General features: G+C 42.7%; 20 protein-coding genes and 2 pseudogenes. 9 read left to right on the top strand and 13 right to left on the bottom strand.

Features of this window, described 5'->3' with window-relative positions; translation table 11 throughout:
• Window positions 1-297: 297 nt before the first annotated feature.
• Both HWQ58_RS11830 and HWQ58_RS11825 read left to right on the top strand, forming a co-directional pair.
• Window positions 298-807: a hypothetical protein gene (locus HWQ58_RS11830; protein ID WP_292862087.1), complete on the top strand. Its 510-nt coding sequence runs from the start codon at window positions 298-300 to the stop codon at window positions 805-807.
• 48 nt (window positions 808-855) lie between these two features.
• On the top strand, window positions 856-1,743 hold the full coding sequence (locus HWQ58_RS11825) for a hypothetical protein (RefSeq protein WP_292862085.1): 888 nt from the start codon (window positions 856-858) through the stop codon (window positions 1,741-1,743).
• A 97-nt stretch (window positions 1,744-1,840) separates the two neighbouring features.
• Here the strand turns inward: HWQ58_RS11825 and HWQ58_RS11820 are convergent, their stop codons facing one another.
• The 7 genes from HWQ58_RS11820 to HWQ58_RS11790 form a co-directional block, all read right to left on the bottom strand.
• Window positions 1,841-2,563 carry a hypothetical protein gene (locus tag HWQ58_RS11820; protein ID WP_292862082.1) on the bottom strand — a complete coding sequence of 241 codons (723 nt, stop codon included), beginning with the start codon at window positions 2,561-2,563 and terminating at the stop codon, window positions 1,841-1,843.
• Between the two features lie 320 nt (window positions 2,564-2,883).
• Window positions 2,884-3,960 (bottom strand): alpha/beta hydrolase, encoded by a 1,077-nt coding sequence (locus HWQ58_RS11815; protein WP_292862080.1) that lies wholly within the window; start codon window positions 3,958-3,960, stop codon window positions 2,884-2,886.
• Window positions 3,961-4,652: 692 nt separating this feature from the next.
• Window positions 4,653-4,847, bottom strand: coding sequence for a 30S ribosomal protein S21 (gene rpsU / locus HWQ58_RS11810; protein ID WP_069073011.1), 195 nt, complete (start codon window positions 4,845-4,847; stop codon window positions 4,653-4,655).
• A 123-nt stretch (window positions 4,848-4,970) separates the two neighbouring features.
• Window positions 4,971-5,285 (bottom strand): RNA-binding protein, encoded by a 315-nt coding sequence (locus HWQ58_RS11805; RefSeq protein WP_292862078.1) that lies wholly within the window; start codon window positions 5,283-5,285, stop codon window positions 4,971-4,973.
• A gap of 403 nt (window positions 5,286-5,688) precedes the next feature.
• Window positions 5,689-6,549 carry a 3'(2'),5'-bisphosphate nucleotidase CysQ gene (locus tag HWQ58_RS11800; RefSeq protein WP_292862075.1) on the bottom strand — a complete coding sequence of 287 codons (861 nt, stop codon included), beginning with the start codon at window positions 6,547-6,549 and terminating at the stop codon, window positions 5,689-5,691.
• A 220-nt stretch (window positions 6,550-6,769) separates the two neighbouring features.
• Complete coding sequence (locus HWQ58_RS11795) at window positions 6,770-7,624, bottom strand: sugar kinase (protein WP_292862072.1); 855 nt, start codon at window positions 7,622-7,624, stop codon at window positions 6,770-6,772.
• 12 nt (window positions 7,625-7,636) lie between these two features.
• On the bottom strand, window positions 7,637-8,236 hold the full coding sequence (locus HWQ58_RS11790) for a PadR family transcriptional regulator (protein WP_292862069.1): 600 nt from the start codon (window positions 8,234-8,236) through the stop codon (window positions 7,637-7,639).
• Between the two features lie 482 nt (window positions 8,237-8,718).
• Here HWQ58_RS11790 and HWQ58_RS11785 point away from each other — a divergent pair, with 482 nt between their 5' ends.
• From HWQ58_RS11785 to HWQ58_RS11775, 3 genes are all read left to right on the top strand, one after another.
• Window positions 8,719-9,132, top strand: coding sequence for a hypothetical protein (locus tag HWQ58_RS11785; RefSeq protein ID WP_292745367.1), 414 nt, complete (start codon window positions 8,719-8,721; stop codon window positions 9,130-9,132).
• 242 nt (window positions 9,133-9,374) lie between these two features.
• Window positions 9,375-10,349, top strand: coding sequence for a DNA polymerase III subunit delta' (locus HWQ58_RS11780; protein ID WP_292862065.1), 975 nt, complete (start codon window positions 9,375-9,377; stop codon window positions 10,347-10,349).
• Between the two features lie 244 nt (window positions 10,350-10,593).
• Window positions 10,594-11,787: a Coenzyme F420 hydrogenase/dehydrogenase, beta subunit C-terminal domain gene (locus HWQ58_RS11775; protein WP_292862062.1), complete on the top strand. Its 1,194-nt coding sequence runs from the start codon at window positions 10,594-10,596 to the stop codon at window positions 11,785-11,787.
• Between the two features lie 133 nt (window positions 11,788-11,920).
• On the opposite strand, the gene HWQ58_RS11770 is transcribed toward HWQ58_RS11775, so the two are convergent.
• From HWQ58_RS11770 to HWQ58_RS11760, 3 genes are all read right to left on the bottom strand, one after another.
• Window positions 11,921-12,280, bottom strand: coding sequence for a VOC family protein (locus HWQ58_RS11770; protein WP_292862059.1), 360 nt, complete (start codon window positions 12,278-12,280; stop codon window positions 11,921-11,923).
• Window positions 12,281-12,407: 127 nt separating this feature from the next.
• Window positions 12,408-14,057: a response regulator gene (locus HWQ58_RS11765; RefSeq protein WP_292862056.1), complete on the bottom strand. Its 1,650-nt coding sequence runs from the start codon at window positions 14,055-14,057 to the stop codon at window positions 12,408-12,410.
• Window positions 14,054-18,406 (bottom strand): PAS domain S-box protein, encoded by a 4,353-nt coding sequence (locus HWQ58_RS11760; protein ID WP_292862053.1) that lies wholly within the window; start codon window positions 18,404-18,406, stop codon window positions 14,054-14,056. The genes HWQ58_RS11765 and HWQ58_RS11760 overlap by 4 nt, the downstream gene beginning before the upstream one ends.
• Before the next feature lie 268 nt (window positions 18,407-18,674).
• Here HWQ58_RS11760 and ldpA point away from each other — a divergent pair, with 268 nt between their 5' ends.
• Window positions 18,675-19,883: a circadian clock protein LdpA gene (gene ldpA, locus HWQ58_RS11755; RefSeq protein WP_292862050.1), complete on the top strand. Its 1,209-nt coding sequence runs from the start codon at window positions 18,675-18,677 to the stop codon at window positions 19,881-19,883.
• A 74-nt stretch (window positions 19,884-19,957) separates the two neighbouring features.
• Window positions 19,958-21,691 (top strand): R3H domain-containing nucleic acid-binding protein, encoded by a 1,734-nt coding sequence (locus tag HWQ58_RS11750; RefSeq protein ID WP_292862047.1) that lies wholly within the window; start codon window positions 19,958-19,960, stop codon window positions 21,689-21,691.
• 329 nt (window positions 21,692-22,020) lie between these two features.
• On the opposite strand, the gene HWQ58_RS11745 is transcribed toward HWQ58_RS11750, so the two are convergent.
• The 3 genes and pseudogenes from HWQ58_RS11745 to HWQ58_RS11735 form a co-directional block, all read right to left on the bottom strand.
• Window positions 22,021-22,188, bottom strand: a complete 168-nt coding sequence (locus HWQ58_RS11745; RefSeq protein WP_292862044.1) for a hypothetical protein — start codon at window positions 22,186-22,188, stop codon at window positions 22,021-22,023.
• 11 nt (window positions 22,189-22,199) lie between these two features.
• Window positions 22,200-23,215: pseudogene (locus tag HWQ58_RS11740) on the bottom strand (transposase).
• 176 nt (window positions 23,216-23,391) lie between these two features.
• A pseudogene (locus tag HWQ58_RS11735) lies at window positions 23,392-24,407 on the bottom strand (transposase).
• A gap of 298 nt (window positions 24,408-24,705) precedes the next feature.
• Here HWQ58_RS11735 and HWQ58_RS11730 point away from each other — a divergent pair.
• A complete protein-coding gene (locus HWQ58_RS11730) occupies window positions 24,706-24,885 on the top strand; it encodes a chlorophyll a/b-binding protein (RefSeq protein WP_292862041.1) in 180 nt (59 codons plus the stop codon).
• Between the two features lie 179 nt (window positions 24,886-25,064).
• A complete protein-coding gene (locus HWQ58_RS11725; RefSeq protein ID WP_292862038.1) occupies window positions 25,065-25,388 on the top strand; it encodes a hypothetical protein in 324 nt (107 codons plus the stop codon).
• Window positions 25,389-25,528: the final 140 nt, after the last annotated feature.

The raw sequence follows: 25,528 nt of genomic DNA, 5'->3' as shown, positions 1-25,528 counted from the left end.
GCTGCTGGTGATCTTGCTCCTGTAGCTCTAACTGCTCCTGCTATCAACGGTTAATCATAATCTGAGATACGCTCTTGACGCTTTTCTATAAACAGAAGACGCTCTCCCGAAAGGGGGGGCGTTTTTGCATTGGGTTAATTGCTACGTTAAGTAGTGCAAAAATGACCTTTATAGTTGAGAACTTAGGAAATAATTATCAAAAAGTAAATTTTACGGGTAATAACAGGTAAGAACGGGTAATAATTGCTAGCAGCGCAGATAATTGCCTCAAAGCTCAAGTTCAAGGAGAAGCCAAGAATGATTTTACACCGTGGCCGTAGGGTAGTAGCCGCCTTGTTGCTGTCGGTAATACTACTGACAACAGCTTGTAGTCCAAAAACACCTGGACGTTTTGACCAGGTGCAAAAAGAAAGCACTCAACAAAAAAAGGGTCAATCAGTCGCTAAGACTGCAACTCAAGGTAGCGAATTTAATAAGCTTTTCCCTGATGCAGGTGATGGCTACCAGCGCGTCTATACCCAAGAGAAAAAAGGCTTTGCGGAAGCGAAGTTGAAAAAAGGCGGTAAAGATATAGCATTGCTGTCTATTTCTGATACTACTAGTACACCTAGTGCAGCTGCAAAATTCTCGAAAAGCACCAAAAAAATTGGCGGTTATCCCGCAATAGAAGTTGGTAAGACGCAAACTGCAATTTTGGTAGGTAAGTACCAAGTAAAAGCACTTTCTCGCGATCCGTCATTTACAGCTAGCGATCGCGCAGATTGGTTAGAGAAGTTTAATCTTAATCGTCTAGCTAACCTGAAATGATTTGTACTACGAACATTTAGATAACAAAACCCAAATCAGGAGATTTTTGTGAGCAAATCAATTTTTGAGTTGGTCGATCAATTACCAACTGGCGGCTTGACTGTTTCTCTGTTAAAGTCCCTTGATTTTGTTGCTCCTGGAGAGTGGCAAAATACCGTCGGCTTTGTCAATACTATTAAGAAAGTCACTGGCGAAGACGACGAAGATTTAATTCAGCAAATTGGCGAAAGAGCTATTTATCTATTCAACGACAAATCCCAAGGATACCAAACAGCCTTATGGTTATATCAAACTGTTGATGGTACAGATAAAGCACTTGGTGCAGCAGCTTTAGCTAACAAAGTCGGTGAAAAAATTCCTTTGTTGGGTTTTTTAAACTCTGTCACTCCCAAACCTGATAAAGCCCAAACTATCGATCTAACATTAAAATTAGTGGCTGAGTTGGTAGCCTTCTGTCAAATTAACGGCATTCCTGGAGACAGTATTGGGGATTTTGTCGCTTCTTTAGGTGAGTATAGTGGTGAGTCATTGATCCGTATGGTGGCGTTAGTTTGCGTTGATGGTTTGATACCTTTGGGCCCAGATTTTATCAGCAAAGCGATATCTGGTCTGAATCAAACAAATCCACAGGAGTTAGAACAAAACTCGACTTTCCGAAACATCAAAGATGTGATTCCAGGTAACAATTCTGCTGGAAAACTCAACTTTATCGGCGAAAGCTTTGACTCGGTTAAAGGTTGGATGAGTGGGCTAGTTAGCGCCAATAATTTAACGCCACAAAAGGTTGTCCACAACTTGCAAAGTTTTACCGATATTGCTGATGACAAGTTGGACTACCTGGCGGCGTTCTTGGATGTAGCAACAAATTATTATGAACATACAGGTACGCAAACTTTGGCACATCGCTTGATTGAACGGGCGGTGGCTGAGATTTAGGTTGGTGGGTGATTGAAGAAGGTTACAGGTTAAAGGTTACAGGAGACAGATTATTCCCTATTACCTTTAACCTGTAAACTTTGTCCTAACCCAATTCCTATTGGGGTAAATGCAAATCTGCTGCGATCGCATATAAGTAAGGTTGAAAAATAGCCAAGTTTTCCAGTTTATCAAACTTACCTGTTTGTGTACCTGTGTCAAATGCAGTGGTAATTACATAAAGTTTAGTGCCATCAAAAGCAACATGACCGATATGTTGCTCTTGTACTCCACCTTTTTGCTTAAGTCCGGCGAACCCATAACGGATTCCCTGAAGCTTACCAATGGGTACTGATTGCGGTGGGTAGGTTGAGAAAGTAATCTCTTTGCCATATTCACCTTGACGATCTTTGGCAAACGCAGCGTAGTGGTCTGCAACCCAAGTCTTAAGTACTGGTAAAACCTGGGTTTGGTACTTGGAACTTTGGTAGTCTACTAGGGAAACAGTTGGAATCCCAGCTGCTAAGAGTTTCTTTCGGAAATCTTCATTGTTTGCTAGTGGGTAAATGTTAATCTCAACTGTACCCAAACGTTTTCCTTTGGAAGAGACACACAACAGGGGTGCATTTCCTTCACAGGGAGCAACTTGCCAGTTAGTTGGAGCAGCAGCATTTCCCAGAATTTTCTGCCAGATATTTCCCTGATTAGAGTTGGGAACTTTTGCAATAGTAGGAGGTTTTACTATTTTGGGTGGAGAAAATTGGGGGAGAACAAACTTGGCTCCCACCGGTATTGATACCAGTAAAATAGAGCCTAGTAATAAATGATAAAGTCGTAACATTTTTCTGAAAATCCACAGCCAAGGATTGCAGACTAAGCAAGTAATTTGTAATTCATAATTCGTAATTAATTCAGTTTTGCAAATAGAACTCAACAAACTATAGCGGCATGAGTTGCAACCACCTTGGTCAGATATTCTCCAGCTTCTTGACGAGAGGAGTCTAAAGCCTTCTGCTTGCTTTGCTCGTCGATCGGATTGTGTTCACTCATAATTAGATGCTTTCTAGTGCTATTTAACAGTTTAATTAATTAGCGTGGCGTATCGATTTGGTTTAGCCCTAGACAGGGTGATCGCAATGGCTACTTGCGCTGTCTGATTTACTAGCTTTTAGTAGTGTTACTCATAAATGCAGAGCGCAGTCCGCCTGCTGCTTCCTTAACCGCCTGCTTCCCTTTATCTACCACTGCTCCGGTGCCAAAGAATTCATGAGTCACGCCGTTATAATTGATTGCCTTTACAGAGGAACCCGCCTCACGCAAACGCTTGGCGTAGGCTTCTCCTTCACTACGCAGTGGGTCAATTTCTGCTGTAATCACGGTTGCAGGTGGCAGACCGCGCAGGTTTTCTGCTCGCAGTGGTGAAGCATAGGGATTACTCCCGTCAGACTGACTGTTTAGATATTGGCTCCAGAACCAGATCATCATCGCTTTGTTGAGCGGCTTGGCGTTGGCATTTTCCTGGTAGGAGGGTGTGTCAAAGGCGTAATTGGTAACTGGGTAGATTAGCATCTGATGCACAGGTATCTTGCCGCCTCTGTCACGTGCCATTAAGCAGGTGACAGCCGCCAAGTTGCCACCTGCGCTCTCACCGCCGACTGCAACCCGCTTGGGGTCGCCGTTGATTCGGGCAGCATTCGCCATAACCCATTGAGTTGCAGCATAAGCATCTTCCGCCGCTGCGGGAAACTTATGTTCTGGGGCTTGGCGATAGGCGACAGATACAACCATACAGTTAGCTGCATTAGTCAAAGCGCGGCACGATGAATCATAGGTATCTAAATTAGCGATTACCCAACCGCCACCGTGGAAGTAGACCAGCACCGGGAACGGCCCCTTTCCCTTTGGTAGATAAATACGCGCCAGAAGATCGCCCCCCGGCCCTGGTATAAGTTGATGGGTGATATCCCCGACCATTTCCACCGCAGGTTTGCGACGTTTAGCAAGCACGCCCATAACTGCATCTGCCACAGTTGGGTTGTTGCGAGCATTCATGGGCGACAATTTCTCAGTGGGCGGTGCGTTAAAAGAGGCAAGTTCATCTAACACGGCTTTCATCTGGGCATCAGGTGTGGATACAGCCTCTGCTGACTTTGCCAGAAGTGGGCTACCTAAGGCGATCGCTACCACTCCCGATCCTGCCAGGGTGGCAAACTCTCTTCTTGATATTTTCTGATTCACAAACTCCTCCAAAAAGTACCACAAGAAGTACAACCTAAATCTGACTGGTTTTTCCATCCAATTTGACGTGTAGGTGTAGCCCGTCGTAGACATCGCTAACGACATCATCTTAAGCACTGGATTATTAGCCTGTTATAAGTGGCTCAGATCGCAGTAAGCTTACTTCTGGATGGCATTGAAGAGACTTACTTAACCTTTTAAAGTAGCTCATCAGTATTAATCTTAAAAAGCTAGAAACAATCCTGCCTCTAGCATTGGTCAGTAAAGCCTAAGTTATTGTAGTGGAATAAACTACTGCTAAATGTAGATGTGATTTTGAATACAAAAAAGTTAAGCAAAGCGTTGACATTGAAGCAAGGTGGTATTTGCTCTGTTTTGGCTGCTGTTTAACATATAGCTAAGTGCTGAGTGCTGTTAGCGGAAGGGGGGCGTTTAGCCCGTGCTGAGTAAAAACCCAGTTGTTTCAAGACTTTGAGCAATCAACACTGTCCTAACCTGTGTGACTACGGCTATAATAATCCTTACGCAATTGAAAATCTATACGGCTAATAGCGCTGAAAGTCAATACAGCGCTACTACGAACAGTGTTATTTATTCATGTATGCCTAATTACTTGTGGCTTGCCAGAGATATGGCAACAATGAAAAGGTGCTGGCTAGATGTCAAATCGAAGGGCAAATTTGCTTGGACTTTTAATTGAAGCGAGAACGTTGTTGACGACGTTGTTTGTGCCTAGCAATTGCTTTACGCTTCTCTTTTTCTATCGGCGTCTCGAAGTGACGCTTTTTTCTCATATCTTGGAAAATTCCTGCTTTAGAAACTTCCCGCTTAAATCTTCTCAAGGCTGATTCAATACCTTCATTCTCCCCTAAAACTACTTGTGTCATTCTCATTCCTCCTTAATGTGAATGAATAGTTCAAGACTAGATACCAAATAAAATATTCCAGCAGAATGGAGCCTTTGGCTTTATCTGCTGGAGACTCTAAATGTGAAATTCTCAGGAATCGACTTAGTAGCGATTATTGCTGCGGCGGGCATTATTACCGCCACCCCAACTACCACGAGAGGAGTTACTTCTTTCCTCACGAGGTTTAGCTTTGTTCACTTTCAAATCACGTCCCATCCATTCAGCACCATCAAGTGCATCAATGGCAGATTGTTCTTGTGTGTCTGATTCCATTTCCACAAAAGCGAACCCACGCGGCCGGCCTGTTTCCCGATCTGTGGGTAGTTGAACACGATTTACTGTTCCGTATTCTGCAAAAGCCTGCTTTAGGTCCTCTTCTGTAACCTGATAGGACAGGTTTCCGACGTAAATTGACATAGAAATCTCCGAATTCACAGAGTGTAGAGAGTTAAATTCGGAGAGACGGTTTTTAGAAATCAAAACGAGTTACTCAACCGAAAATAATCTTTATGTCCATGAGTGTAGCACAGCCTTCAGCCTTTGAATATTGCCTGATAGTGAATTTTATTCACAAATCAAACCTTTAAGGACGGTTTGCAGACTTTCTAAAGACTAGCTTTTGTTGCTTGTACTATAAAAGTTACACTTTTAATCGGAAATCGGAATTAACTAGCGATCGCTCAGATATTTAGTGTTTTAAAATTAAGCCGTGGGCTAAGGGGCAAAGATTATTATCGGTAACGCGATTAATCATACCACGATCGACTGTTTTAAAAGCAAATTAAAGCAAATTAAGAAATATTCATCCTCCAGTACCCCGTTAGCTATGGTCAAACTGCGCTAAGATAGCTTCCGCTTTCTTACATAGCACCTCGTGATATTCACCATTACTAGCCAGCAAACCTCCCCATTGATTGATATCACCAGTGTTATACTGCAACGGAGTGCCGTCAAAGTGGGTAAATTTACCACCAGCTTCTGTTAAAATCAATTCTGGGGCGGCTATATCCCAGTCTTTGGGCGCAGACTTGCCGGAAAGGGAAATGTAGATATCTGCTTGTTGCTCGACAATGGTGGCGATTTTGCAGCCTACACTACCCACAGATTTATGATTTTGACAGGGTAAGTTTTGTAGCAAGCGATCTAACCGTTGGTTGCGGTGAGAGCGACTAACGACTAAGGTTAAATCCTCAATTCGTTTACCTGACGACACTTGTAAAGGAACAGATCCGTCACGGGTTTCTACAAATGTACCTCCGCCTTTGGTAGCGTAATATAACTTTTGAGCCTCTGGTACTGCCACCACTGCTAATACTGGGCGTGTTTCCTTAACTAAAGCAATGTGAACCGCATAGTCCCCAGTTTTTTCGATAAAGTCTCGTGTACCATCCAAAGGGTCAATTATCCATACCCAAGGAGTGGAAAGCTGTGCTACACCACTTGGCGATTGATAAGTTTCTTCGCTGATGTAAGCAAAATCTTCGTTACCTAAAGTTGATTGTAGCCTTTGCAAAATGTATTGACTCACAGCTACATCGGCAACAGTGACAGGCTCATTCTGCTTATATTGGACTTCTAAGTTAGGGTCTTTTGCAGTACCGTGGTAATACGATCGCAGTATATCTGCTGCGCCCCAACCTACCTCACGAGTGATCGCTAATATTTCTTGTAAATCTTTCATTAATTTGGCCTGATCTAAAAATATGTATAACGTGATTAGAGGCGCACAGCGATACTTAGTTTAACTGATTACTAATTCGTAATTCAAAGTCTTAAATTACGAATTACTGTCTTCTCTACGAGACGCTCCGCGAACGTAGTGGTAGCGAGTCCGCGTACCCCTCCGGGGAAGCAAGCTACGCTTTTAGCGTCTCGTAGAGAGCGTCATTACGAATTACGAATTATCTTAAATCCATCCAGCGCCGAGTACCAAAAAATTTACAGGAATCAGCAGCAATATTAGCTGCCAGTGCCAATGCATCAGTAAAGCTTTGCCTTAAAATGTAATGACAGAAAGCACTGTGGAAAATATCTCCAGCCCCTAACGTATCAACTGCTTGAATCTGCGGCACATCTACGATACCAGTTTTAGTGCTACTCAAGTATTCAATTGGTTCTTGCCCGTGGGTAATGGCAATGTGAGGAATGTCAAATCCACTGAGATAGCTAAAAACGTCTTCTCCAGTCTGGCAGTTGGGGGGATAAAAGTTAGCTGAACAGATAGCGTAATCCACAAACGGTAGAATTTGCTCAAATCCAGGCTTCCAACTACCACCATCGATCGCTACTGGGATATTATTGGCTTTAGCCATTTGAACTATGGAATCACCAACCGCCATCTGATGTCCATCAATCAGTACGATATCGACATTTTGCAAAATATCTGGCGGGATAGATGCGCTGCTAGCTTGAGTTTTGACAGCATTGATCGAAACCACAGCGCGTTCACCCGTGGCTTGAGTGACAATGATCGAAGATACAGGCGGTACTAAATTAGTGGTAGGCTCAAGGTCTGCGATCGCAACTTTGTAATTTGCCAAGTCACCTCGAATTAGCTGCGTCATTGGGTGAGAACCCACTACACCTAAGACTGTAGACTGATTTCCTAAATAATTGAAAGTTACAGCCGCGTTTGTTGCTGGGCCCCCTGCCGCTACAGTATAGTCAGTAGCAACAATCTTCTGATTATTCTTAGGGGCATCAGCAAGATAAATCAAATCTAAAGTTACTAAACCTACAAATAATCCACGATTCATCTGCTCTTTGGTTCAAAATTCAATTCTGAATTCTGGCTCCTGACTCCTGAATTCTTTTTTGGTAAATGGATATGACTCTTGGCCACTGATAACATCGATTGCTGTCTTCAACCAATCAATATAAGTCTCTTCTCTTCGGATTACCAACTCCAGCACCAGCCTTTGCATCACCTGCTTGCGGTTGGCAGATTCATCACCGAGTGATGGCAAATCGATGGTTTCACATTCAGCCAGCTTTTTGCTTCGAGCCGCCAATTGTTGCTCCAGTAGCTGAATGATGGTTTCATTCGACAACTGATCTGCAAAATGCAACTGGACGAGTAAAGGTTCTCTGATAGTCGGTAAGGGCTGATGAATCCCTAGCCATCGGCTAAATTCGGCTTTCCCTAACTCCGTTACACTGTAGACTTTGCGGTTGGGGCGATCGTGTTGAATCTCAATGTTACAGGTAATCCAGCCTTGCTCAACTAGCTTATCGAGAGTTCTGTAAATTTGTGCCTGATCTGCTGGCCATAAATGGGCAATGTATCGATCGAAGCAGCTCGTTTTCAGGTCGTAGCCCGTCATTTCTTGCTGCTGAAGAAGACCTAAAATTACATTTGCTAGCGACATGAAGATGGTTTTCCCATAATTGATATTTTCTCGCTCAGTACTATCTACTTCTCACTAATTTTATGTTATTATATGATTAATCAAATATAAGATATAACGGCTATAAAAAGATATGTTAATTATAATGCTTCTTAGCAAGGAAACCAAATACATAAAAAACTCCATTCACAAGGGCATGGGGAAGAGTTACCAACTCCCTTGAGGAGTGCTGTTAGCGGATAGCTAGGGTTGAGCCAGTGCTGAGTAGGGAAGAAGAAGGGAATTAGGTTACAGGGTACAGATTATTCCCTATCTCCTGTAACTTCTCGCCCAATGACGCCAGTTGCTTCTCCCAAGGGGAGACGCTACGCGTAGCTTGCTTCTCCGTAGGAGTACAAGTCGGGCATTGCCCGCCCAACGCACTGGCTCCCCAATGCCCAATTCTCAATGCTTAGAAATTATTTAAGTCATTGAAGACTATTGTAACGAGAGGATAAGTAACATTGACTTCTAACACACTTACACAAAGAATACGTCAGCATCAATATCTGCGTGATTTACGAAACAAATTACTCTACCTTCACAAGATGTTGCTGGAGACAGAACGCATTGCCTACGAACAGATTAGTGGACGAGTATCAAGTGGAGAACTTCTTCAGCTAGTCATCGCTCACGAACAATTTGCTTGGCTACATCGCATTTCTGAGATGGTTGTGCAAGTTGATGAAATGCTCCAAGCAGATGAACCGATATTGCTGGACGATTTCCAAAAATTGATTGCTGATGTCCGTACACTCATTGTACCGTTAGAGACGGGTAATACCTTCGAGAGAAAGTATTACAACGCTCTCCAGCGCGAACCTGGTGCTGTGTTGGCACATGCAGAGATATCCAGATTTCTCACGTCTAAGGTTTAAATAGTAGGGGCACGGCATACCGTGCCCCTACGTTCGCGGAGCGTCCCGGATGGGATGTTTTTTTAACTGGAAGTCCCTAAAGGTAAGATTTTTATAAGCGATCGCTAATTTACCCAAACAATGCTGAGTAAAAAAGTAAGAATCGTACTCAGCACTCATCAATTAACTGCTACCAAAGGCTGAGGTCTTTCAGCTTTATGCCATACTGATTGACCTGTCAGCAGTTCTACAACATCTAATTAATGACTAATGACCCATTTGCACCAGTTATTGGACAACAGCAAGCTATAGAATTACTTACTCAGGCTGTCAGACAAAACCGGGTTCCTCCAGCCTACTTATTTGTGGGGCCAGATGGTGTAGGCAGGAGTTTAGGAGCCAGATGCTTTGTGGAATTGCTATTTTCTAGTGGGATGGGAGTTACTGCGTCTTTACAAAATCGTTTGCGTCAGGGGAACCATCCAGCTTTATTGTGGGTGCAACCAACATACCAATATCAGGGACAACGATTAACAGCAACAGAAGCAGCCGAGAAAGGACTCAAGCGTAAAGCACCACCTGTAATTCGACTAGAGCAAATTCGGGAAATTACCGAGTTTTTAGGTCGTCCGCCCTTGGAAGCGCCGAGAAATGTCGTAGTGCTGGAAGAAGCTCAAACAATGGCAGAAGCCGCAGCGAATGCTTTACTTAAAACCTTGGAAGAACCGGGACAGGCAACATTAATTTTAATTGCACCGACACCTGAATCTGTGTTACCGACTTTGGTATCACGCTGTCAACGCATTCCTTTTTATCGCTTAAATGCACAGTCTTTGGCTGTTGTACTCACACAAACAGGTCATCAGGAAATTTTGTCAAATCAGGCAGTATTGAGCATAGCAGCTGGTAGTGCTGGAAGTGCGATCGCATCTTATGAGCAATTACAAGCTATTCCCGATAAATTACTTGAAGACTTGAAAAAAGCGCCTAAATCTTACCCTAACGCCTTAGAGCTAGCCAAGACAATTGATAAGGATTTAGATACAGAAGCACAACTGTGGTTAGTTGATTATCTTCAGCAATTCTACTGGCAGCAGTGGCATCAACCTAGTATCATTAACCAGCTAGAACAATCTCGAAAAAACTTGCTTTCTTACGCTCAACCACGGCTAGTTTGGGAATGTCTGCTTTTATCTGTGTATCAAAAATCAAATTCCATTTCCCCAACTCATCGCTGAGTGCGATTGCATTTCTATAGTTCCTCATCACAGCCTCAGTACAATATTTGATTAATTCGTAGCAAAATAAATTAAGCAAAACTCTGCGTTCCTACCCTGCGCGAAGGCGAAGCGCCTATGCGTTTACTTTGCGTCCCTCTGCGTTTAAAAACATTATAATTTCTTGTTCAATCTCTATCGTCAAGTTCATAGCCAGTGAAGGTATTGTAATAAAAGCGATTCCTGGATAAAACAAAAAGTTTATATGACCTCAGTTTCTCCTCACAAAAAAGCCAGAGCCTTAAAACCTACCAGCCGCCGCCCAGCCAAAGAACTCTGTAGCGAGTGCGGACTATGTGATACATATTATATTCACTATGTCAAGGAAGCCTGCGCTTTTATTAATCAGCAAATAGGCGAACTTGAACAAGAAACGCACACGCGATCGCGCCATCTCGAAAACCCCGATGAACTCTACTTTGGTGTTCACCAAGACATGATAGCTGCGAAGAAACAGCAAGCGATTGAAGGCGCACAATGGACGGGTATTGTTAGCAGCATTGCTATTGAAATGCTTAATCGCGGCTTAGTGGAAGGTGTAGTCTGCGTGCAAAACACCAAAGAAGACCGCTTTCAACCCATGCCCGTCATCGCCCGGACTCCAGAAGAAATACTAGCAGCGCGGGTAAATAAACCAACGCTTTCTCCAAACCTTTCGGTATTAGAACAGGTGGAAAAATCGGGGATGAAGCGGCTGTTGGTAATTGGTGTTGGTTGTCAAATCCAGGCATTACGAGCCGTAGAAAAACAACTTGGTTTAGAAAAGCTGTATGTTTTGGGTACGCCCTGCGTAGATAATGTTAACCGCGCCGGACTGCAAAAATTCTTAGAAACCACCAGCAGATCGCCTGACACAGTTGTGCATTACGAATTCATGCAAGACTTCCGGGTTCATTTCAAACATGAAGATGGCTCATCAGAAACAGTGCCTTTCTTTGGTTTGAAAACCAACAAACTCAAAGATGTCTTTGCCCCATCTTGTATGAGTTGCTTTGATTACGTCAACTCCCTAGCCGACTTAGTTGTTGGCTACATGGGCGCACCCTTCGGTTGGCAATGGATTGTAGTTAGAAATGATACTGGTAAGGAAATGCTAGATTTAGTCAAAGACCAGTTAGACACCCAACCAGTAACGTCTAAAGGCAACCGCAAAGAAGCCGTACAGCAAAGTATTCCCGCTTACGATAAAGGCGTTACCCTGCCGATGTGGGCAGCAAAACTGATGGGTGTGGTTATCGAAAAAATCGGTCCCAAAGGTCTAGAATATGCGCGATTTTCCATTGATTCTCACTTTACTCGGAATTATTTGTATGTGAAGCGGAATCATCCAGAGAAATTAGAAGCACACGTTCCAGAGTTTGCCAAACGTATTGTTGGACAATATAAATTACCAGAATAGAAGAGGGACGGGGCATTGGCCAAACAGGGCATGAAGAAGAGACAAGGTAGACAAAGGAGAGGGGGGAGATAAGAGAGAGATTTATTCAATAATTCCCCCTCATCTCCCTTATCCCCCTGCTCCCCACTTTGGCTCACTGCTGACTCAACTCGATAATATTCCCATCCGGGTCTTGAGTGAACAGGGCAGCGCGACCGGAGGCGCTGGCTTGAATGGGATAATTGTGATTGAGGAATTCTTGTTTGGCGGCGTCTAAGTCAGCTACTGTGAAGGCGACGTGGGGATTACGTCCCCATTTTTCGTTTGAGTTTTCCGTGGGGACAGTGGTTGCAACTATCAGGTGAATTTGATAGTCGCCGACTTGATACCATGCACCAGGGTAGTTTAGGGAACGATCTATTTTAGATAATCCCAATACTTTCCCATAAAAATGTTCAGAGCGTTCTAAGTCAGTTACAAGAATCGCTGTATGGAGACTTTGGGTAATCTGCATTGTCGGTAAGATGCGATCGCGTTTATTTAAATTTTGACGTAGTTTGAACTTTTTCGGAGAGTGAGGGACACAGGAGGCAAAAATTAATAACCAACACCTAATGACAAAGGACAAATGACAAATACCATCACAAACTTAAAGGCAGCTGAACTGTAAACGTTGTCCAGCCATGAGAACTGGTAACTTCAATCGTGCCTTGGAGATATTCTACTAACTTCTTAACCAATGTTAAACCTAATCCTGTGCCGCTCTGTTGCCAGCGTTCCCGTTTCGGGTTGCCGTAGGCATCGCTTTCAGGAATCCGGTAAAACGGCTCAAAAATTCGAGATTGTTCTTTTTTCGGAATTATCACCCCAGAATTACTAATTGTGATTTGAAAATAAGGAACTTGAAAATTATCTAATGCAGCAAATTTAGCATCCTCATTTATCAAACTTTTTGTAATGTAAATTAGCTGAGCATTCAACGCAATCTCTCCATCAGGCGAAGTGTATTTACAAGCATTGTTGAGTAATTCTGAAACAATTTCAGTCAGGCTAGCCAAGTCTGAAACTAAAGGTGGTAAATTTGGAGAAACACTAAGTTGAAAAGACTGTTCTCTAGCTTGAGCGCGTTCCTGAAAATACTCGGCAACGTGAGGCAGCCAGTTTTGGAGTTGAATTGAAGTTAATTCCAATGGATAGACATCTGCATCAATCATTCGTAGATGCAGCAAATTATCTACCAAATCCAGTTCTTGTTCGCACTGTTCACGCAGAATACCTAAATAGCGGGCTACAGATTCAGATGGAGAAAGTGTGTTTGAATTTAAGATACCTTGCCGATCAAGAATATTTTCTAGCACAGAGATTGCCATTTTGATGTTTGACAAGGGCGTTCGCATTTCATGAGAAGTGGTTGCCAGAAAATCCTCTTTTAACTGGTTCAGGTGTTGAAGTTCTGCCACGCGAATTTCTAGTTGTTGGGCACGTTCAGCTGCGAGATTACGTTCTTCAGTTAACCGTCGTTGTGTGTCATCCCGGAAAACCAATACGGCTCCTGTAATTACACCGCTGTTATTTCTCACAGGTGTAGCGCTATCGGCTATTGGTATAGTTGTGCCGTCTCTAGCAACTAGTAGGACGCTACTGCCTAGATATATAGTAGTTTCTTGTTTGAGGGCTGCGATAATTGGATTTTTTGCCGGCAGCTGAGTTTTTTCATCAATGAGTTTAATAATTTCAGTTAACATCTTGTCTTTAGCTTGATTCCATCGCCACCCTGTCAGAGCTTCAGCTACCTGATTGATGTACTTAACATGCAACTCAGTATCTACTACAATTACCCCATCACCCATTCCTCGAAGCACAGAACTCAAAAATTGCTCGCGATTGTAGCGATTAAGAGCGGTTTGAATAGCAACATAAAGTTCTTGCTCCTTAATGGGCTTGAGAATATATCCAAAGGGAGATGTCAGCGTTGCCCGCTCGACAGTACTTTTATCAGAGTGACCTGTGACGTAGATAATAGGAATTTGCAAAAGATACCAAATTTGCTCTGCTGCCTGGATGCCGTCCATTTCACCCCGTAACCTGATATCCATTAAAATCAAGTTTGGGCGTAATTCAATTGCTTTTGTAATTGCCCCTTCGGCAGAATCGGCTATATCTAAAACAACATATCCTAGAGACTCTAAAGTTTCTTGTAAGTTGATAGCAAGGATATATTCATCTTCAACAACAAGAACTCGAACAGTCTCCTTTGTCTGCATCTTTGATGGTATGCCAATTATGTTCATGATCGGCTGTTTGTAAAAGTAATTTTGAACTCTGTTCCCTGTTGAGAGTCAATTTCAAGCTTTCCTTTTAGCTGCTTGACTAAACCCTGGACAAGGGTTATGCCCAGCGTTTTAGTTTTTTTGCTATCAAAATTTTCAGGTAAGCCAACACCATTATCTCTAATAATGAGTGTCAAAGCAGATTCAAATTCTTGATAAAACTTAACCTCAATTTTCCCTCCACGATTACCAGCAAAAGCGTATTTTAAAGCATTGGAAACCAGTTCGTTGATAATCAAGCCACAAGGAATGGCGGTTTCAATGTCGAGGCTAGCATTATCAACTTGAATATTTAGTTGAATTTGGCTGGAACTGACATTATAGGAATCAAATAAATGAGTTGTTAAATCTGGAATGTATTGAGCGAAATCAATATCAGCGAGGTCTTGAGAACGGTATAGTTTTTCATGAACTAGGGCAATGGAAGCAATGCGGTTTTGGCTATCGCGCAAAATAGCTGTCACCACAGGATCTTGTGTTCGTCTGCATTGCATTTGCAGCAAACTGCTGACAATTCCTAAATTGTTCTTAACACGATGATGAATTTCTTTGAGTAATACTTCCTTTTCTTTTAGAGAGGCTTTGATTTTTTCTTCCGCTTGCTTTTGTTCGGTGATATCTTGTTGGATGGCGACAAGGACGTTTCCATACTCAGGATGTTCAAAAACGGAAGCGGTAGCGCTACACCAGAATGGAGTACCATCTTTTTTAATATTATGGACTTCATAGGTTGCTTCACCATGTTCCAAAATAGCAGTGCAAATCCCCTGACTAACATCTTCAGGTGTATTATTTTCATTACCGTAGTTGACAATTGACACATGCTGACCAATTAATTCACCAGGGTGATAGCCAAACATCTGCTCGAATTTAGGATTGGCGTAGACAAATACGCCATCTATGGCGCGAACTAGGCAAATTCCTTCTGCCATGTTGCGGGTGATGACTGCTTGCAACTCTAACATTTGTTCAGCGCGTTTGCGATCGCTGATTTCAACTACGACAATGCCGATGCTAATAGGTTCATCGGTTTCAGATTGAATCGGAAAGTAAGAAGCTAGCCAAGTCCTGATTACACCTGGAAATTTTGGGGTTTCTCCACTGATTTCCAAATCCAGAATCGGTTCACCCGTTGTTAAGATATGTTGAAAGACTTGTTCTTGCTTGGGTGCTATATCTGGGACAATCTCCCACGGTGTCTTGCCAAAATGCGCCGCTGCGGGAATGCCATTAATTTCTGCTAATGCTTCATTAATTAATGAATAACGTAGTTCCCGATTCAGAATAGTTATACCAACGGGTGCACTATTGATGAAGGTATCCAATAACTTTTGCTTGTGAGCCAGTTCTCGCTCTAAAATCTTGCGCTCGCTTACATCAATAATTATCCCCAGCATCCGTACAGGTTCGCCTGCTTGATTATAAACGCCACGCCCTTTCCCCGTCAGCCAGTGAACCCTACCATCGGAAAAAATTACTCGATATTCAGCTTGAAAATTAATATGTTGTGCCAGTGCATTTGATACAGCTTGTTCAATTCGATCAACATCCTCTGGATGCACGCGATCGCGCCATAGTTGATAGCTGGCTGCTGATATTTCTGGATCTAAACCTAACAAACGATAATGGTTGTCGTTCCAGATAACTTCGCCTGTTTGAACATTCCAATCCCAAAGACCGATGTGGTTAAATTCCAACGTTAGTCTCAGTTGTTCTTCACTTTTGGCTAAGGCTGCTTCAGTTTGTTTGCGTTCGCGTAGCGCGGCTTGTCGATCGCTGATATCCCGATGAGTACCAGTCATTCGCAGAGGATTACCATCTGCATCTCGCATCACAACCTTACCGTAGTTGGCAATCCATTTGCATTCGCCCGACTTAGTTCGGAGTCGATAGTCAAATTTGTATGGTGTTGAACTATCCTTGAGGTGATCTGCCAAGATTTTCTCCACCCAAGGTAGATCGTCGGGATGAACTAATCGCTCCCAGGTACTAAAATCCTGTGGGAGTTCATCAAAGCGGTATCCAAGCATTTCTAAATAGCGAGGGCTGTAATAAACCTGTCTAGTCAAAATATTCCAGTCCCACAAAGCATCTCCAGAAGCCTCAAGGGCTAATTGTAGTCGTTCCTCACTTTCTCGGAGAGCGATTTCTGCTCGTTTGCGCTCTTGTTCACCATACTTCCGTGCAGTAATATCCGTGATTCGTACCAGTTGCATCACAGTACCAGCGACTGTGATTTGTTTGGCGGCGATATTTCCCCAAAAGAGTTTGCCCTGCTTGGTAATGTATTCAACTTCTCGACTCCAAAACCCTTGTTGGTTAATTTCTTCGATAAAGGTGGCGATTTCATCGGAAGCAAACGGTTGTTTTTGCAGAGTATTACCATCAATGTTAATCAGTTCAGCTTTACTAGAGGCTGCAAATAGTTTCACTGCTCGCTCGTTACAGTCAGCGATCAGTAATGTTTCGACATCTACCAAAAAGAGTGCATCAGCGGATTCATTATAAACAGCTTCTAGCAGGTCACGACTACGAATGATTTCTAACTCAGTTTGTTTGCGTTCTGTAATATCTAGAACCCCTCCCAACAGCTTAACTGGCTGTCCTTGAGCGTCATAAGCTATCTCTGCTTTCGATTCAACGTAGCGCACTGAACCATCAGGTCGGATAATTCGATACTCAAGATTGAAAGGGGCTTCTTGAGCGTAGGTGTAGCCTGTCGTAGACATCGCCTGTTTCAATTGAGCCTCCATCCAGACGCGATCGTCTGGGTGAATTATTTGGAGAAGTTCCGCCTGGGTGGGTTCGCCTTGAGTAGGATTTAGACCAGAGATGCGAAAGGTTTCCATTGACCAGTAGCGCTTTTTCGTTTCTAAGTTAAATTCCCAACTGCCTATATGGGCGATTTTTTGAGTAGTGGCTAGCAGTGCTTCACTTTGTTGAAGTTTTTCTTTAGCCTGTTTGAGTTCGGTAATATCTCGCCCTTCTGAAATCAACAAAACAACTTTACCTGTCTCATCTAAAAGCGGACGGAGTGAAAAATCGGTTGTTGCTACTCGGTTATTTGCACCGAGAATATCAACTTCATAGCGGATAAACTCCCCTTTGGCAGCACGAGCGATCGCTTGTTTTAATTCTGCTTGAGTTTGTGGTGAAATCGTCCACCAGTCTGCTTCCCAAAAAGGGCGATCGATGACATCTTCCAGTTTCAGTCCGCCAAAACTTAGCGCCGTCTGGTTCACCTCCAGTAAAATGCCAGCTGGCGTTAGCAGTCCTGTGAATTGGAAAGTGTTATTAAAGATAGCGCGGAATCGGTGATTGCTTTGGTGCAATTTGGTAGTGCGTTCTTCTACTTTGGCTTCTAACTCCGTGTTGAGGGTTTGGAGCTTGTGGTAGAGTTGGGCTTGTTGGATAGCGATCGCTAGTTGCACCGTCAGTTGGTTGAGCAACTCCACCTCAAATGTCTGCCATTGTCGGGGGGCAGAACATTGATGTACGATAAATAGCCCCCATTCAAGTGCTTGAGTCCCCTTATTTTCTAACAAAATGGGGACAACTAAATTCGCCTTCACCTGAAACTGTTCCAAAAGTTGAATATGGCTATTACTTAAACCCGCTTCGTAGATGTTCGTCGCCGCCCAGATTTTTCCTTGGCGGTATTCTTCCCCATGATTTTCCTGAAAACAGGTAGCTTCAATCTCCAGTCCAAAAATTGGTGTCCATTGGGGTAGTATCGACTCCGCCACAACACAACCCTGTATCTGATGGGTAAATTGATACACCAATACGCGATCGGCCTTGAATAACTGGCAGACTTTTTTGACACTCGTGGCGAGGATATCTTGAAGCTTCAAGGATTGACGAATATCAAGAGCGATCGCTGCTACTAGGCGTTGTTGTTCCTGCTGCTGTTCTAGCTGCTGCATTAGCTGCTTATGCTTGATCGCCCCATGAATCGTGCGGCAGAAATTTTCACGAGTCAGTTTTCCCTTGACTAGATAATCATCCGCTCCACTTTTGATCGCTTGGACTGCGATCGTTTCGTCTGCCTGTCCAGTCAGCATAATTACTGAAATTTTGTTACTGGAAGTTTGCCTCTGTAGCTGAGTGAGAAATTCCAGCCCACCTAAATCTGGTAATTGAAAGTCCAACAAAATCACATCTGGTATTTTCTCTTGACAAGCTTGTAGCGCCTTATTTCCAGACTCAAATTCGTAAATATCATAAGTGTAGCGATCGTCTTGCTCTAAAAAGCGTCGATACAAAGCTCTATCTTCAGCAGAGTCTTCTACAAAAAATACAGTTGTCATGTTATTGTCCTCCTAAGACAGCTGCGCGGGAGCAGGGGGCAGAGTAGCAGGGGAGCAGGGGGATAAGGGAGATGAGGGGGATAAGGGAGAAGAAGGGGAATTATTGAATAAATCTCTCCTTTATCTCCCCCCTCTTCCTTGTCTACCTTGTCTCTTCTCAATGCCCTGTTTGGCCAATGCCCAATTCAACAAACCTTAAATCAGCAAATTCGGACTTTTTCTTGATCGCAGACTACTATTTTTAGTCGCATAAACGCATAATAGAATAGTGACTGATCTGTTCGTACCTTTACAATCTCTCAAACAAGGTGACTGGTTCAAGCTGATCTGCGGAGCCAGTTTCCAGCATTTGCCGGCAGTCAGAAGTTTAACGTTAGCCTATACTTTGGCGGGCGCTGACTGTATAGATGTTGCAGCTGATCCAGCAGTAATTGCAGCAGCGCAATCAGGGCTAGAAGCAGCCAAATCTCTGGCTAGGGATGCCCAAAAGCGAGGCTTTGACTACAAAGGCAATTTACCCTTTTTGATGGTCAGCCTAAACGATGGAGAAGATCCCCATTTTCGCAAAGCAGAATTTAATCCTCATGAGTGTCCTACAGACTGTCCTAGACCCTGTGAAAGGATTTGTCCGGCACAAGCGATCGTGTTTGACAGTATCAAAGAAGACTTTTCAGGAGTAGTATCCGAAAAGTGTTATGGCTGCGGTCGTTGCATACCAATTTGCCCTTATAGTATAATTTATACAGCTTCATACGTGACAACGCCGGGAGCGAGCGCGCCATTGGTAATGTCAACGGGAGTAGATGCCGTAGAAATCCATACAAAAGTCGGGCGGTTAGCAGAATTTGAGCAATTATGGCAAGCAATTTCACCGTGGGCCGATCAACTAAAGTTACTAGCTATCAGCTGTCCTGATGGCGAGGGGATGATTGACTACTTGAGAGCTCTGTATGACCTGATTGCCCCAATCAAGGGTGCTTTAATTTGGCAAACCGACGGTCGTCCCATGAGTGGTGATATTGGCGATGGCACCACAATAGCCGCGGTGAAATTAGGGCAAAAAGTTTTGGCAGCTAAGTTACCGGGATATGTGCAGTTATCAGGCGGCACTAATAGCTATACCGTTGCTAAGTTAAAGGCAATGGGACTGTTAAACAGTGCTGAGTTCCGAGTTATGAGTGCTGAGAAAGACTATATTACTCAGTACGGGCTAAACCCTAGCTATCCGCTAACAGCACGGGCTAAACGCCCCGCTTCCGCTAACAGCACTCAGCCCTCCTACATTGCCGGGGTTGCTTACGGTAGCTACGCCCGTGTATTGCTGTCACCAATTCTGGAACAGTTAGAGAATAAGGAGATAATTAACACCAATATGAAGGCGACTGTTCGCCTAGAAGAAGATGAAGTATTGCTTTGGCAAGCTGTAGAACTTGCCCATTCTCTCGTTTCCCAGATTAAGTCACAGCAGGAGCGTTAATCGCTCAATACCCAGGGCGGGTTCTCCTGCACGCAAATGTCCTCGCTATCTCTAAAAACGTCACCATAGAAAGCATGACGATTACAGACGATCTCCAAAAGTTATTAGACATTTTGCCCCAAGACCTGCAACAAGTACTAGAGAGTCATCCCAAACGAGATAGTTTAGTAGAGGTGGTCTTGGATTTGGGTCGTCGCCCAGAGGCTCGCTTTCCTAATCAAGCTGAGTATTTGAGCGAAATACCCGTTACTCAAGAACAAATAGATGATTGCATTCAACGAGTCGGAATCTTTGGCGGAGATAATCGGGCAGGAATTGAGCAAACTTTGCATCGGATCAGCGCTATTCGCAACCGCACTGGTAAGATTATTGGCTTGACCTGTCGTGTTGGTCGAGCCGTATTCGGAACCATTGGCATGATCCGCGATTTGGTAGAAACTGGTAAATCGATTCTCATGCTGGGGCGTCCAGGCGTGGGTAAAACTACCGCCTTACGGGAAATAGCCCGTGTTTTAGCTGACGATTTGCATAAGCGAGTGGTGATTATTGACACCTCCAACGAAATCGCTGGGGATGGTGATGTTGCTCACCCCGCCATTGGTCGCGCCCGGCGGATGCAAGTGGCTCATCCAAATGAACAGCATCAGGTGATGATTGAGGCAGTGGAAAACCACATGCCAGAAGTCATTGTGATTGATGAAATTGGCACGGAACTGGAAGCTTTAGCGGCTCGTACCATTGCGGAACGGGGTGTACAGTTGGTAGGTACTGCCCACGGTAATCAGATCGAAAATCTGATTAAAAACCCCACCCTAGCTGATTTAGTTGGGGGTATCCAAGCTGTGACGCTGGGAGACGATGAAGCCAGACGGCGAGGCTCTCAAAAGACTGTTTTGGAGCGGAAAGCCCCACCTACCTTTGAAATTGCTGTGGAAATGTTGGAACGCCAACGCTGGACAGTACACGAAAGTGTTGCTGACACCGTAGATAATCTGCTGCGGGGGCGTCAACCTACCCCACAAACGAGAACCGTTGATGACCACGGCAAAATTGCGGTTACACGTCAGTTAGCTGTTGTCAACGGTCGTGGTGGACAGCTAGGAACAGTGGAGGATTCTTTCCCACCAGCGCGACCGTCTAATGGCTGGCGTTCATCTGGACAAATGGTAGCACTGCCGCAATTGCCTGTAGAGCGGGTAACTGGGCGCAGTGAGTTTGACCGTTTACTAGATGAATCTTTCAATTATTCTGAGAGCATTGATTTTGATGCTGCTACTAGACAGCCAGGGCCGAATGGTGAAGATTTGCCATTGCACGTTTACCCTTATGGGGTTAGCCGCCACCAACTAGAACAGGTGATTAGCGTGCTAACTTTGCCCGTAGTCTTGACAAAAGATATAGATAGTGCTGATGCAATTTTAGCACTGCGATCGCACGTCAAAAACCACGCCAAATTACGCCAAATGGCCAAAGCTCGTCATGTACCCATCCACATGATTAAGTCCAGCACCATTCCCCAAATTACCCGTGGTTTGCGGCGGTTACTGAACATTGACGACCCAGAGATGGCCGATGATAGAGAACTACAATTGTTTTTGCACAATGGTAGCGATGATGAGATGGATGCTCTTGAAGAAGCTAGACTTGCCGTTGAGCAAATTGTGATTCCTAAAGGACAGCCAGTCGAGTTATTGCCGCGTTCTCCCCAAGTCCGCAAAATGCAACATGAGTTGGTAGAACACTATCGCCTCAAGTCACATAGTTTTGGCGAAGAACCAAATAGAAGATTACGGATTTATCCAGCGTAACTTTAAGAACCCACTAAAGAGCTAAAGCGTAGCTTTGTCTCCCCTAACAGCTTAACTACGGTGTACACACAAGTCTTTGTCAAGGCAATTTCCGGTTAGTCTCATAGCCTTTGAGATACCTCAAGAAAGGTTTTGCTATACAAAACCTGTCCCTCTCCTTACTAAAGAGAGAGATGTCCCATAAGACAGGGTGAGGTTTTGAAGGACTTTTTGGTAATCGGATAACTTATGTGTACACCGTAGCCTTTTAGGAGAAAAATCTATGCATTTGAAAAGCGCTTTAACCATCAAAAATCGTCAAAATCATTATCTCTACTCAAGCTAATAATTCAATCTTCTCGCAGCAATTCGCTGTCATCATCAGCATCGCGCAGCGTCTGATAGACAGGACTTACGCAACTGTCACAAGTAATGGTGCGGCTACGCCGCGCCGAGCGCCAAACAACTTTAGGACTTACGCAACTGTCACAAGCAAAGGCGCGGTATAGCCGCGCCAAGCGCTAAACAACTAGACAATAAACATGGGAACAGCCGGACGTTTGAGTTGCTGAACTAAATAATTTGATAACAATCCATGCTTAATTTGATAAATTGTTTGACCTGTTTGATAAGCTAAATCTTTGAGTCTAAGCCAAACTAAAATAGCGCGAGGCTTTCATGATTTCTTTGAATACGACCCTTGCGGCATTGACAAGATTCAATACCCGTCAATTGTTTTAATTCTCTATGAAACTCCTCAATATGCCATCGAACTTTACACACTTTTTGTACAACTACGTTGAATCTTGAGATAAATCGTTTGTAACGATAAAATCCGTTCTGTCGGTAGAGACAGTCACCCGGAATAGTTTCACTTTTTTAGCTTGAGGAAACTTTTTTATTTTAACTATTTTACCTACTTTCAACTCCTGCTCATTCCAAGATAACAACTCAATTTTTTTATAATCTTCTTGACCTAATGTATCATCAACAAGGCGATTACGTTTAAGAGGACAATAATAGTATTTCCCTAGACTATCAATATATAACATCAATTTATTTGTTGCATACCAAGTGTCCATCAAGACAGCTTGAAATGGTAAAGCTTTATGATGCACAAGGTTTTGCAGCATCTCCATCACATGGACTATCTTTGTTTTTCCATCTCTGTCTGGGTCATAAATACGATAGTCAACTACCCAAAACTTTCCAATCTCATGATTGACATATATACAATTGATTAACCCAATTCCTTGAATAACTCTATGCTCGTTGCCACTATACTGCCGTTTAGTTGTTTCTATTTCTATGGCATATCGTTTATCAATTACTGTGTCATCAAAAACTAGATATGCGTGATTACTTACTTGAATGAGATCTTTAACATTATCCCAAAGCAAACGTGGTGTTAGCAAATCAATCTTGAGATAGCGATTAATTTTATCATGACTAATCTGCTCCAGATGCTCTGCCAAAAAAGTGAAGAGTATAATTAATCTGACTACTTAATAGATACTGGCAATAGTTAAGTTTAGTAAATCTCATAAACTACAAGATTTATTTTATTTATACTCAACTAATTTTATCATAATTTGAAGAATATTTAACACAGCTAATTACTGTTAATAATTTCAGCAATTTCCTCTAAATATGCCACTATTTTCTAGTATATATATACTAGAAAATAGCGATCACCTGTGCCAGTTGCGTAAGTCCTGAACTTAAAAGGCAAACATGGTAACATTGGGACGTTTTAGTTGTTGAACTAAATAATTTGACAACAATCCATGCTTAATTTGATAAATTGTTTGACCACTTTTATAAGCTAAATCTTTAAGTCGAAGCCAGACTAAAATAGCGCGAGGCTTTCATGGTTTCTTTGAATACGACCCTTGCGACATTGACACGATTCAATACCAGTCAATTGTTTTAATTCTCTATGAACAGGACTCAACCTTCCATCGCAGCTTACACACTTTTTGTACAACTACGTTGAATCTTGAGATAAATCGTTTGTAGCGATAAAATCCGTTCTGTCGGTGGAGACAGTGACCCGGAAAAGTTTCACTTTTTTAGCTTGAGGGAACTTTTTTATTTTAACTATTTTACCTGATTTCAACTCCTCTTTATCCCAAGATAATAATTCAATTCTTTGATAATCTTTTTCACCTGCTGTATCATCAACAAGTCGATTACGTTTCAGAGGGCAATAATAATATTTTCCTAACCTATCAATATATAACATCAATTTATTTGTTGCATACCAAGTGTCCATCAAGACGGCTTGAAACGGTAAACCCTTATGATACATAAGGGTTTGCAGCATCTCTGTCACATGGTCTATCTTTGTTTTCCCATCTCTATCTGGGTCATAAATCCGATAATCAACTACCCAAAATTTTCCGACTTCATAATTGACATATATACAATTTACTAGCCCAATACCTTGAATTACACCATGTTCATTGCCACTATATTGGCGTTTACTTGGTTCTATCTCTACAGCGTATCGTTTGTCAATTATTGTGTCATCAAAAACCAAGTAGGCGTTATTATTTATTTATATTAAATCTTTAACATTATCCCAAAGAATCCGAGGTGTTAATTTTTCATTCGTTAAATAACGGTTGATTTTATCATGACTTATCTGCTCTAAATGCTCTGCCAAATTTGTGATTGTATAATTGATTTGGCTACTTAGCAAGTATTGGTAGTAATTAAGTTTAGTAAATCTCATTACCGCAAACAAATCCTATTTAATACACTAAGATACTTATTTTCTCATAAATATTTCAATAGTGCTTCACTAATACCATTTCTATTCCAAATACAAAGCTTTCAGAACTACATAATTTAATACATGTGTACTACTAAAGGCAATCGCAGTGTGCCAGTTGCGTAAGTCCTGATAGATAATAATTCGTAGAGAGTGAGTAAGTCCTAATTCACTCAATCTTGCATTTTTTTCAACATCTGTTACATTACTTTACAGACAGTTACAACTGCTACAAAACTTGAACTTTGGAGTTATGCTCATGTCAGATTTTAAGAATACTGCGCCTATTATTTCAGAAGATCCTAATGCTGTGCGTTTTGGCTTCACTCCTCAGAGTGAAAATTGGAACGGTCGTCTTGCAATGATTGGTTTTGTATCTGCAATTTTGATTGAAGCTTTTTCTGGTCAAGGGCTACTCCATTTCTGGGGTATCCTCTAAATTGATGATCGTAGGATAGAACGGCTGTACTACCCTACATAACTCTCTATATTCCATGCCAGTCATTCGTTTCTAACATCTGGGGGCTGTTGCGATTGGTGCAAAATATCAGATTTTTCCGGTTGAGCCAAAATATAAGTGAATAATGACTTTACATGGAATATGTATAGCTAAAACTCATGGAACTACCCCAACGCGTATTAGTCCGCTACAAAGACGCGTCATACAACACCAATGAAATCCGCTTGAGAACTTTTCGGCTTGGGTTGCAAATATGGGATGAACAAACCAAACCCAGAAAAACAGAGCTTTATCAGTTTATATTGTCTTGCTTGAAACAAGTTGACCGCCAAGATCGTTTTATGTTTTCTCTGTTATTCATAGAATTAACAGACCTCATACGCAACTCTTCTCTGGAAAGAGGAACGAAAGAGGTTCTGATTAAAACAGCTTTTAGAGAATTTGCTTGTGCGATAACAGATTTTGAAGACGTTGCCAAATAAGGTTAGTCATGGGGATGCTGGAATTGCGTAGGCGTAGGCATCACCCTAAAGTCAGCTGACCTAATTGAGTAGAATATCTATAAGTCCTCTTCTGTCACTTTCCGGGTATTCTGAATAAAAGAATTAAAAGAAAAAACTCT

It is taken from the genome of Nostoc sp. LPT, assembly GCF_017115165.1.
Taxonomy (GTDB): domain Bacteria; phylum Cyanobacteriota; class Cyanobacteriia; order Cyanobacteriales; family Nostocaceae; genus Nostoc.
The sequence above is the reverse complement of the archived record's forward strand: the minus strand, read 5'-3'. Positions and strand labels throughout refer to the sequence as shown.

Excerpts from the sequence above, each read along its gene's own strand:
- HWQ58_RS11805 (WP_292862078.1), bottom strand. The coding sequence starts at position 5,285 with ATGTCAATTTACGTCGGAAACCTGTCCTATCAGGTTACAGAAGAGGAC.
- HWQ58_RS11780 (WP_292862065.1), top strand. The coding sequence starts at position 9,375 with ATGACTAATGACCCATTTGCACCAGTTATTGGACAACAGCAAGCTATA.
- HWQ58_RS11750 (WP_292862047.1), top strand. The coding sequence starts at position 19,958 with ATGACGATTACAGACGATCTCCAAAAGTTATTAGACATTTTGCCCCAA.
- HWQ58_RS11795 (WP_292862072.1), bottom strand. The coding sequence starts at position 7,624 with ATGAATCGTGGATTATTTGTAGGTTTAGTAACTTTAGATTTGATTTAT.
- HWQ58_RS11820 (WP_292862082.1), bottom strand. The coding sequence starts at position 2,563 with ATGTTACGACTTTATCATTTATTACTAGGCTCTATTTTACTGGTATCA.
- HWQ58_RS11725 (WP_292862038.1), top strand. The coding sequence starts at position 25,065 with ATGGAACTACCCCAACGCGTATTAGTCCGCTACAAAGACGCGTCATAC.
- HWQ58_RS11830 (WP_292862087.1), top strand. The coding sequence starts at position 298 with ATGATTTTACACCGTGGCCGTAGGGTAGTAGCCGCCTTGTTGCTGTCG.
- HWQ58_RS11760 (WP_292862053.1), bottom strand. The coding sequence starts at position 18,406 with ATGACAACTGTATTTTTTGTAGAAGACTCTGCTGAAGATAGAGCTTTG.
- HWQ58_RS11790 (WP_292862069.1), bottom strand. The coding sequence starts at position 8,236 with ATGTCGCTAGCAAATGTAATTTTAGGTCTTCTTCAGCAGCAAGAAATG.
- HWQ58_RS11800 (WP_292862075.1), bottom strand. The coding sequence starts at position 6,549 with ATGAAAGATTTACAAGAAATATTAGCGATCACTCGTGAGGTAGGTTGG.
- rpsU (WP_069073011.1), bottom strand. The coding sequence starts at position 4,847 with ATGACACAAGTAGTTTTAGGGGAGAATGAAGGTATTGAATCAGCCTTG.
- HWQ58_RS11770 (WP_292862059.1), bottom strand. The coding sequence starts at position 12,280 with ATGCAGATTACCCAAAGTCTCCATACAGCGATTCTTGTAACTGACTTA.
- HWQ58_RS11730 (WP_292862041.1), top strand. The coding sequence starts at position 24,706 with ATGTCAGATTTTAAGAATACTGCGCCTATTATTTCAGAAGATCCTAAT.
- HWQ58_RS11775 (WP_292862062.1), top strand. The coding sequence starts at position 10,594 with ATGACCTCAGTTTCTCCTCACAAAAAAGCCAGAGCCTTAAAACCTACC.
- HWQ58_RS11765 (WP_292862056.1), bottom strand. The coding sequence starts at position 14,057 with ATGAACATAATTGGCATACCATCAAAGATGCAGACAAAGGAGACTGTT.